Consider the following 8,875-nt stretch of genomic DNA (forward strand, 5'->3'; position numbering starts at 1 on the left):
AGTTCGTTACCGGGGGCAGGCTCCTCGCTCATCGGCTCCGGGCCACGCTCCGGTCAGCGGCGGGCATCGCGCAGTTTGCCGATGCGCTCCCGGTCGAGGCGGAATTCGGTTCTCAGCAACCGGGTCAGCGGCCCGAACAACCGGTGGATCAACTCGTCCACCTGCCCCTCCGGCAGCTTACGGGCGTCGAATTTCAGCATGCGGGTCAGTGGTCCGCTCAACCGGTTCACCAGGTCGTCGACCTGGCGGTCGGTCAGGTTGCGTGCGTCGAACTCGGCGGTACGCCGGGCGGCATCGGCGGCCGGACCGCCGATGCCGCCCCGCGGACCGGCGGAACGCACGGTGGGCGGCGTTTCCGGACGCCGCGTGGCGACGGTGGGGGCCACCGCGGCGGAGGACGACTGCGGCCCGGAGGACGGGACGGAGATTCCGAGGGCCTGGGGCAGTTCCTTGGACAGCATGCCGGTGTCCCTCCGCTGCACGGGCAGGCCGAGGCCCCGGGGCGGATCCGTCGCCGGTGCCTTGGTCTGCGTACCGGCGGTCCTCCGCTGCACGGGCGGCGCGGGCCGGGACGTGGGCCTGGACGCGGTCCTGGACGTGGGCATCGCCGCCGACCGCTGTACGGAAGAGCCGCCGGGCAGGACGGGAACAGCCACCGGGGGTGCCGGTGGGGCGCCCGCCGGAGCAGCCGGAGGGACGCCGAAGGGCCCCGCACCGGCGACCGGAAGACCGGACGGCACCGGCCCGGCGGGCGGAAACCCGAAGGGCTCCGGCCGGGCGGGCGGAAGGGCGGACGGCACCGGCCGGGCGGGCGGGGAGCCGGACGGCAGCTGTCCGGCAGCGGGAAGGCCGGACGGCATGGGCCTCGCGACCGGAAGGCCGGACGGCATCGGACCGGTGCCGGTCGGCCCCGGACCGACCGTCGTGCGCTGTACGGGCAGCACAGCGGGGGTGCCTCGTACGGCATCCCCGCCCGCAACTCGGCCAGGAGCGGCGGCAGTCGGCAGCACGGCCGCTGACATGTGCGGCATCGACGGAGGTGGCGCCACGGGGCTGACCGCCGTGTGCGGGCCTGCTGCCGACGGCCGGAGGGGCTCGGCGGGCCTGGGTGCGGAAGGCGCGGGCGGCGCGGATCCGGCGGAGGTCCGTGCGGGCCCGGACGCGGGTGTCCCGAGCCGCTGCACCGGCTGCCTCCCGGCCGTCCTGCCGCCACCGCTCGGCGACGAAGCCGTGGTGACGGGGGCCGTGCGGCGCAGCGGCGCGGCCGTCGGAGCGGCGCTGCGCTGTACGGCGACGGGGCCGACCGGGCCGCTCTGTACGGCGGACGGTCCGGGGGCGGCCGTCGGCAGGGCGGACGTCAGCGGGCGGGCCGACGTCAGCGGGAGCGACCGCGGGGTGGGGGCGCCGCCGGTGTCCGGCTGCTGCCCGGCCGTTGCCCCCGTGCGTACGGGGAGCTGCGCGGCGGGCCCTTGCGGCGCCGTGGGAAGCACGGCCGCGGGCCGCGGACCTGACGGCGCGGCGCCTGACCGCGGCGAACCCGCCTGGCCGGGACCGCTGTTCGCCGGGGTGGCCGGTCCGGCGGAGACTGCGGGTGCGACGGGTGCGACGGGTGCGGTGCCGGGCAGATTCACCGGCCGGTTCGGGGTCACCGCGGCACGCTGCACGGACACGACGGGCAGTGCGGCAGAGCGACCCGGGCCGCCGGGTTCCGTCCCCGCAACGGGGGCCGGGGACGCGGCAGTTCGCCACACCGGCACGACGGGCACGCCCGCCGGGTGCCCCGCGCCTTCGGAACCCCGGTGCTGCGCCGCGGTGCTCCGCACGGGACCGACGGGCGGAACCGTGGCGTCGGCGGGCCCGCGTCCGGCCGGGGCGGGCGACGCGTCCTGGCCGCCGCTCCCGCCGCGCGCCAGGGCGCGTGGATCCACCGCCTGTCCCGGAGTGGTCACCGCGCGTTGCACGGTGGCGCGGCCGGTGCCGGCATCGGCTTCGCGGGGAGCGGGAGGTGCCGTCGGCGCGGCCGCCCCGGGCTTCCCGGCGGCGGGCGCCGGGTTTTCCCGTACCGGCTCCGGTGCGGGAAGCCCTACGGAAGCGGGCCGTTCGGATCCGCCGTCGTGTGCCCCGGAGACCGGCGGCTGTGACGAAGGCGGCGTCGGCGCGCGATGCGCCGACGCCCGCCGGGCGGCGTCTTTGTCGGACGTCGCACCCGGGCGCGCGGGGCTGCCATGTCCGCCGGGGGGCGCGGCCGGAGGCGGCGTGCCCTGTCGGGCGTCCGTGGAGGCGGGGGGTGTCGGGGACACGGCCGAGCGCTGCACGGCCGTCGGGCCGGGCGCCCGGTCCGGGCGGGAGAGCGGGGCGGGAGCCTGGCCGCTCCTGCCGATGGGCCCGGCCGACGGGGGCGGGGCGGGCAGCGGGGCACCGATCAGCGGGCGCCGACGGGGCGGGGGACCTGCCGGGCTACCGGCCGACGGTGGGTGAGGCGTGGGCAGGGCCGGTGTACCGGCCGACGGTGCGCCCAGTCCGCGCCGCTCCGGCCGGGCGGCGGCGGGCCCCTGGACCGGGTCGGCAGCGGCCGGGGAGGCGTTCCGGACCGGTTCCGGGGCGGCCGGAGGCATGGGTGTGCTCCGTACCGGGTCCGCGGCAGCCGGAGGCGTGGGTGTGCTCCGGACCGGGTCCGGAGCAGCCGGAGGCGTCGGTGTGCTCCGTACCGGCAGCGCGGCGGTCGGCAGCGCGGGCAGGTCCTGGACCGGGTCCGCAGCGGCCGGAGCCTCGGGCGTGTTCATGACCGGCGGCGCGGCGGCCGAAAGCACGGGCGCGTCCCGGACCGGCGGCGCGTCCGGGGCCTGAGCGGGCTCCGGGGCCTGAACCGGGGCCGGGACGGCGGGCGCGGCAGGCGGGCCCGCGGCACGCTTCACGGTCGGCAGCGCACGCCGCTGGACCGCGGGCGCCTTGGTCAACGTGGTGGGTACGGCGGCCCGTTGGGCCTGCGGCGCCACCGGCGTCACGCTGGGCCCGGCCGGCCGGCGGACCGGCAGCGCGCTGTTGCCCGGACCGGAGGCGTGCGGAGCTGTGGACGTCCAGGGCGTGGCCGTACGCGCCGGTTGCGAGGGATCGGCTTCCGCGGCGGCGCCTGGCCCCGCGACCGGCAGGGCCAGCGAGGGCAGGTCGAGCCCCGGCCCCGGCGACGAGGCCGCCGAGACCGTGAGGGCGCCCTTGACCAGGCCGCCCGGAGCGCCGTCGAGCACGGCATGCGACAACGTCCCGGCGAAGGAGGGGTTCTGCCAGGTGGAGAGCGAGCCACTGAATCCGGCGTCGGCGACGGACACGGACCGCAGGGTGCCGGTCGCGCCCGTGAGCGGAGGCAGGGCCGACCAGCCGGCCGCCCCGCGCTCCGTGCGGCCGACGGAGGCGGTGGGGTCGGTGGCTGTCGACTCCGGCGCGGCCGGAGGCGTGCTGTCGGCCGGGCCCGGTGCACCGGGTCCGGCGTCCGGCCGCCTGCGCAGCCTGTCGAGAAGTCCCATCAGCCCTCCGCCGCGGCACGGTTGACGAGGGAGGCGATCTCCTGGGTGTAGCGCCGCCGGTCACGGTGTTCGAGATCCAGGATGTTCTCCAGGCTCCAGTGGAAGTGGTAGGCGACGTACGCGATCTCCTCGTGGATACGGTCGGTCGCGTACGTCACGATTCCCCCAGGCGGCTCCCGCCGAGTTCCACCTCGAAGGGCTGCTCGCAGTGCGGGCAGGTCACCCCGGCGCGGGTGTGTCCCTCGGCGTTGACCTGCCGGTAGAAGTCCTGCAGGAAGGCGAGGTCGGAGGCGAACATGTTCTCCACCACCCCGTCGTGCACCTGGGGCAGCGTGCCGAGCCGGGTGATGACCCGGCCGAGCAGCACCACCGACAGATAGGCCGGGTTCTCCTGGACCCTGACGTCCCGCAGCGGGACGAGTTCGTCCCGCGCGGTCGACAGACGCATGGTCCCGGCGCGGTGCACGGTGCCCGAGGCGTCGACGTAGCCGCGCGGCAGCTCGAAGTCGAACTCGGTGCGCAGCGACTGCCGTTCGGGGACCGGTTCCGCGGGCATGGCCGCAGCTGCGGCCGGGGCAGGAGCCTGGGGTGCAGGTCCTGACACCTCACCGTCCGCCGCGCCCGACAGTGCGGGCGCGGCGGACGGACGGGTGACCGTACGGCGCATTACTCGATGACCAGTTCTTCGTAGGTGATGGTGACGGTCTCGGTGAGCGCCGTCGCCTCACCGGCCTTGACCGTGCTGGCCTCGACCTTGTTGCACCATGCGTTGCGCAGGTTGTAGCGCTTGACCGGGGCGTTCGTCGAGTCCATGTGCATGATCGTGGCGTTCTTGCGGGCGGTCGCCATCTGACCGGCGATCGACTCGTTGATCCACTGCGTGAACGCGGCGGATCCGGTCATGCCGCGCACGACCGTGCAGGAGCCGGCCTTCTTCACGCCGGGCATCTTCTTCGTCACGGGGACGCCCTGCGCGGACACCTGCTGGTACTCGATGACGTCCTGTTCGATGCTCAGGCCGCTGACCTCGTGGAGGTACTCGACCATGACGCCGTCGATCTGGAGGCCGAAATTGTGTGAGGTGAGGGAATCACCCGGCTGAGTAGTCATGAGCCCCTGTCTGTCCTTCAACTACTGGTGTGTTACGGAACGTTCGGAACGGGTGACGCGCGGATCCGGTCCGCGCCCCGCTACTCCTCCAGCTCGCCGCTGCCGCTGGAGAACTGCGCCAGCCGGAAGATCACGAACTCGGCGGGCTTGACGGGCGCGATGCCGATCTCGCAGACGACCCGGCCGAGGTCCACGGACTCCGGCGGGTTGCTCTCGGCGTCGCACTTGACGTAGAACGCCTCTTCCGGGCGGGACCCGAAGAGGGCGCCGTTGCGCCACTCGTTGACCAGGAACGCCGACACGTTCCGCCGGATCCGGGCCCACAACGCCTGGTCGTTGGGCTCGAACACCACCCACTGGGTGCCGATCAGGATCGACTCCTCCAGGTAGTTGAAGTACCGGCGGATGTTGATGTAGCGCCAGGCCGGGTCGGAGGAGAGGGTGCGGGCTCCCCAGACGCGGATACCGCGGCCGGGGAAGGACCGGATGCAGTTCACGCCGATGGGGTTGAGCAGGTCCTGCTCACCGCGGGTGATCTGGTTCTCCAGGTCGATGGCACCGCGCACGACCTCGTTGGCCGGGGCCTTGTGCACACCGCGCTCGAAGTCGTTGCGGGCCCAGATACCGGAGATGTGGCCGCTCGGCGGAACCATGCGGGCCTGGCCGGTGGCCGGGTCGAAGACCTTGATCCAGGGGTAGTACACGGCCGCGTACTTGGAGTCGTAGCCGGCGGTGTCCTGGCGCCACACCCGGACGTCACGCGCGTTCAGACCGGGCGGCGGGTCGATGACGGCGACGCGGTCGCCCATCAGCTCGCAGTGCGCGATCAGCCCGAGCTGGACGGCCTTGACCGCCTCCAGGTCGATCGCACCGCTCTGGTAGGCGGCCATCAGGTCGGGGACGGCGACCATGGAGATCTCGTCCACGGCTTCCAGACCACCGAAACCGGTGCGGTCGGAGGAGTCACCGAGGTACTCGGCCGGACCGGGGTGTCCACCGGTCACCTGCTCGACGGGCGGGGCCACGGGAGCGGGGACGGGGTTGGCGAGCGCCACCGTCTGGTTGTCCGGCCGGACGAGCTGGCCCGCGGGGGCCGCCTCTTCCAGGCTGATCAGCTTGGAACGCTCGTTGACCTGCGTGACGACGTAGTTGCGACCCTGCTTCTTCGCGGTCGCGTCGAAGGTCTCGACGGTCTTCTCGCCGTCCTTGACCAGCAGGCGGAACCGCTCGGCGGCCCCTTCACCCTGCGGGTCGACCACCTCGACGCTGAGCGCGCCGGTGCTTCCGGGGGCGAGGGCACGGACGGTGAAGGTCCCCAACTCGGCCGCGGCGCCCGGGAGCAGCGCGGCCGGAGCGGCTGCGGCAGGTCCCGCGGCCGACGCGTCGGCCGCCACGGGAGCGCCACCGACGCGTACGACGTACGCGGCGGAGCCACCGTTGTTGAAGAACCCGTAGACGGAGTGCGCCAGGTAGTAGCCGTCTGTGAACTCCCCGAAGGCGGCCACGTACTGCGACCAGTTGGTCACCAGGGTCGGCTGGTTCAGCGGCCCGGTCGGCGCGAGGCCGACGAAGGCGGCGACGGAGGTGCCGATACCTTCGATCGGACGGGAGCCGCTGGCGACCTCCTCGACATAGACGCCCGGCGACAGATACGACGGCATGTTCTGCTCTCCTCGGGGGTAAGACTCAGTTACCCGATCAACCCTCGATCAAGCGGGAACCCTCCCGTAAGAGCCTTAGGGGCCTTTCCCGGGGCATACACCTGCTGCCCCGAAAGCCGTCGGCCGTGCCCGAAAGCCCGCCGGTGGCGAGGGCCGGGCGCCGGAGGCGGGGACGGGCTCACATCGGGGGCACGATATTGCCCGAGGTGACCATGTCGATCAGGTCCTCCAGGCCACCGGTCATCTCCTGCCCGGCGAACGCCGAGCGGAGTTCCCGTTCCGACCTGATCGACTCCGCCGCGGAGGCCGGGTTGGAGATCAGGAACCCGTTGGGCAGCGGGCTGCCGGTCATGGCCTTCCAGACGTCCGACGCGAAGCTCGCGCAGTTGTACCCGCCGAGGTGGTACCTGGCGTCCGCCCTGGCGAAGGCCGCGTGGTAGCCGCTCAGCACCTCCTGGAGCCCGACAGAAACGCTCTTCTGCTCCTTGTCGCCACCGTGCGGGTCCGGGCAGAGGATCTCGCCCGGGACACTGGTGGCGCCGGCCATGGTCTTCGGGTAGAAGCCGAACTGTGTCGACTGGCCGAGCGGCGAGGTCAGCGAGAGCCAGACGTGACCCACCTCGCCGTTGCGGAAGTCCCGGCTCGTCCAGGACGCACCCGGATCGATCTTCACCGTGACGGTCCAGTTCCGAGCGTTCTGGGCCGAACTCCGCTTCTCCTTGCCGGAGTTCTTCTTCTCCTTCTCGGAGTTCTGCTCGGCCTCCATGGCCCGCCGGATCAGCGCACGCAGCGCGCGCAGATCCCGGTGGTACGGCAGTACGTTGTCCTGCTCGGCCGCGGCGGCGGAGGCGGAGGCGCTGTCCGACTCGGAGTCGGAGGAGTCGGACTCGAAGACGGAGCGGAGCTCCTGGGCGGCCGGGGCGGGCCCTCCGGGGCGGCCGTTGTCGGCCGGCATCCGCTGGACGGCCTGCGGGCGGCCGGACTGGTCCTCCTGCCCCAGCATCCGGGTCGCCACGGCATTGCCCGCGCGGTTCTGCCACGCCCGCATGTCGGCCTGGGGCGACCCGGTCCGCAGGAGGGGTGCCGTGGGCGGGGCGGTACGGGGCCGGGCCGACGCCCGCCCCCGGCCTTCCGCGGGGTTTCGCTGCTCATGGGCGTGCACGGGCGCTCACCTCTGTCGACGGCTGTGCGCGGGACGGCACACGCGGGCGGTCACTGGGCGACGCAGCACGGCCAGCGGTAGGGATCAGCCCCGGGCCGAGTGCGACCACGAACACGTTCAGTTGTCTCGGCCTCCTCGCTGCGGTTGCGCCTCCCCCACTCTCCTACGGCACGCACCCGCGTGGCAGAAGAGGCGGGAGGGCACTCCTGCCTGCCCTCCACCCCACGCGGCCCGTCCCGGAGGGCAAGGCGCCGCGGCGGGAGATCCGCACCCTCGCAAGCGCCCTGGCGTGCACGGGAGTACGACGGGACCGACCGGGAATGTGTGTCACGGACGCATCAGGGAGGCGGTCCGTGAGGCGTGGGTGGGCAGCCGTCTCTGCCCCGGGGGCTCCCAGAAGTGCCCGCGCGGTCCTTGTCACCGCCGCCCGGGGCCGGTTAGGCCGTAAGCACGCATGTCGACGCCGGACAGGAAGGGCCCATGCCCGCATACGAACGGGACCACTCGACCCCTCAGCGGAACGCCGTACAGCGCTCGGCGCACTCCGCTGTCGCCCCGGTGCCGCCCCTCCTCGCCCTGCAACGCAAGGCCGGCAACGCCGCGGTGACGCGCACGGTCGAGGTGCAGCGCCGGGTCGAGCAGCAGTCGCACGAGCACGGCGCCGGGTGTGGTCACGACGACCCCGTGCAGGCCTCGACGGTGTACGACGTCATCAAGAAGCCGGGGGTTCCCGTGGACCCGGCGATCCGCGCCAAGGCGGAGCAGGGCATGGGGGTCTACCTCGGTGACGTGGAGGTGCACAAGGACGCGGCGGCGCGGCAGTCGGCGGCCGATCTCCAGGCCCACGCGTACACGACGGACCGGCATATCGTCGTCGGCGAGGGGGGCGACAACGAACACACGATGCTGCACGAACTGGCCCACGTGAAACAGCAGCGGAAGGGGTCCGTGCCGGGCACCGACAACGGCGGTGGCCTCTCGCTCTCCGACAAGGGCGACCCGAAGGAGGTCGAGGCGGAGGACTGGGCCCACCGCCTCAAGGACAGCCCGGATCCGGTCCCGTACAACGACGAGCCGCTCAGCGACGATCCGGACGGGTTCTGAGGTATCCGAGGTACCCGCAACGAGTTCTGAGGTACCCGTACCGCACCCGTCGACCGGCAGCCGTCCGCGCCGCTGAGGGTTCCGGGGTGCCCCGCACCACGAGGCACCCACGAGGGCAGCAGGGCCTGCGCCTTCGGACGCTGCATCCTGCCCTGGGGCCTGCGACAGCACGGCAACGCCTGCCGTAGCGTTGCCACATGAGTCTGTGGACCTCCCTGGAGCCCCCTTCGACAACCGTGGACCCGGGTGGGTCAGCCAGTGTGCGGCTACGGGTGCGCAATACCGGCGACGTCGTCGACGAGTACCGGTTCGTGCCT

General features: G+C 73.4%; 7 protein-coding genes. 1 reads left to right on the top strand and 6 read right to left on the bottom strand.

Annotated features, from left to right (window positions below; all coding sequences use genetic code 11):
• Positions 1-53: 53 nt before the first annotated feature.
• From NBY69_RS35520 to NBY69_RS35545, 6 genes are all read right to left on the bottom strand, one after another.
• Positions 54-3,521, bottom strand: a complete 3,468-nt coding sequence (locus tag NBY69_RS35520; RefSeq protein ID WP_250306354.1) for a hypothetical protein — start codon at positions 3,519-3,521, stop codon at positions 54-56.
• Positions 3,521-3,679: a DUF6760 family protein gene (locus tag NBY69_RS35525; RefSeq protein ID WP_250306356.1), complete on the bottom strand. Its 159-nt coding sequence runs from the start codon at positions 3,677-3,679 to the stop codon at positions 3,521-3,523. The genes NBY69_RS35520 and NBY69_RS35525 overlap by 1 nt, the downstream gene beginning before the upstream one ends.
• Positions 3,676-4,188: a hypothetical protein gene (locus NBY69_RS35530; RefSeq protein WP_250306359.1), complete on the bottom strand. Its 513-nt coding sequence runs from the start codon at positions 4,186-4,188 to the stop codon at positions 3,676-3,678. The genes NBY69_RS35525 and NBY69_RS35530 overlap by 4 nt, the downstream gene beginning before the upstream one ends.
• Positions 4,188-4,631, bottom strand: coding sequence for a phage tail protein (locus NBY69_RS35535; protein ID WP_250306360.1), 444 nt, complete (start codon positions 4,629-4,631; stop codon positions 4,188-4,190). Before NBY69_RS35535 ends, NBY69_RS35530 begins: the two co-directional genes overlap by 1 nt.
• 80 nt (positions 4,632-4,711) lie before the next feature.
• Complete coding sequence (locus NBY69_RS35540) at positions 4,712-6,292, bottom strand: phage tail sheath subtilisin-like domain-containing protein (protein WP_250306361.1); 1,581 nt, start codon at positions 6,290-6,292, stop codon at positions 4,712-4,714.
• A 178-nt stretch (positions 6,293-6,470) separates the two neighbouring features.
• Complete coding sequence (locus NBY69_RS35545) at positions 6,471-7,454, bottom strand: hypothetical protein (protein ID WP_250306362.1); 984 nt, start codon at positions 7,452-7,454, stop codon at positions 6,471-6,473.
• Between the two features lie 480 nt (positions 7,455-7,934).
• On the opposite strand from NBY69_RS35545, the gene NBY69_RS35550 reads away from it, so the two are divergent.
• Positions 7,935-8,558, top strand: a complete 624-nt coding sequence (locus tag NBY69_RS35550; protein ID WP_250306363.1) for a DUF4157 domain-containing protein — start codon at positions 7,935-7,937, stop codon at positions 8,556-8,558.
• The last annotated feature ends 317 nt before the right edge of the window (positions 8,559-8,875 follow it).

The organism is Streptomyces sp. A 4/2 (assembly GCF_940670765.1).
In the GTDB taxonomy this organism is placed as follows: Bacteria; Actinomycetota; Actinomycetes; order Streptomycetales; family Streptomycetaceae; genus Streptomyces.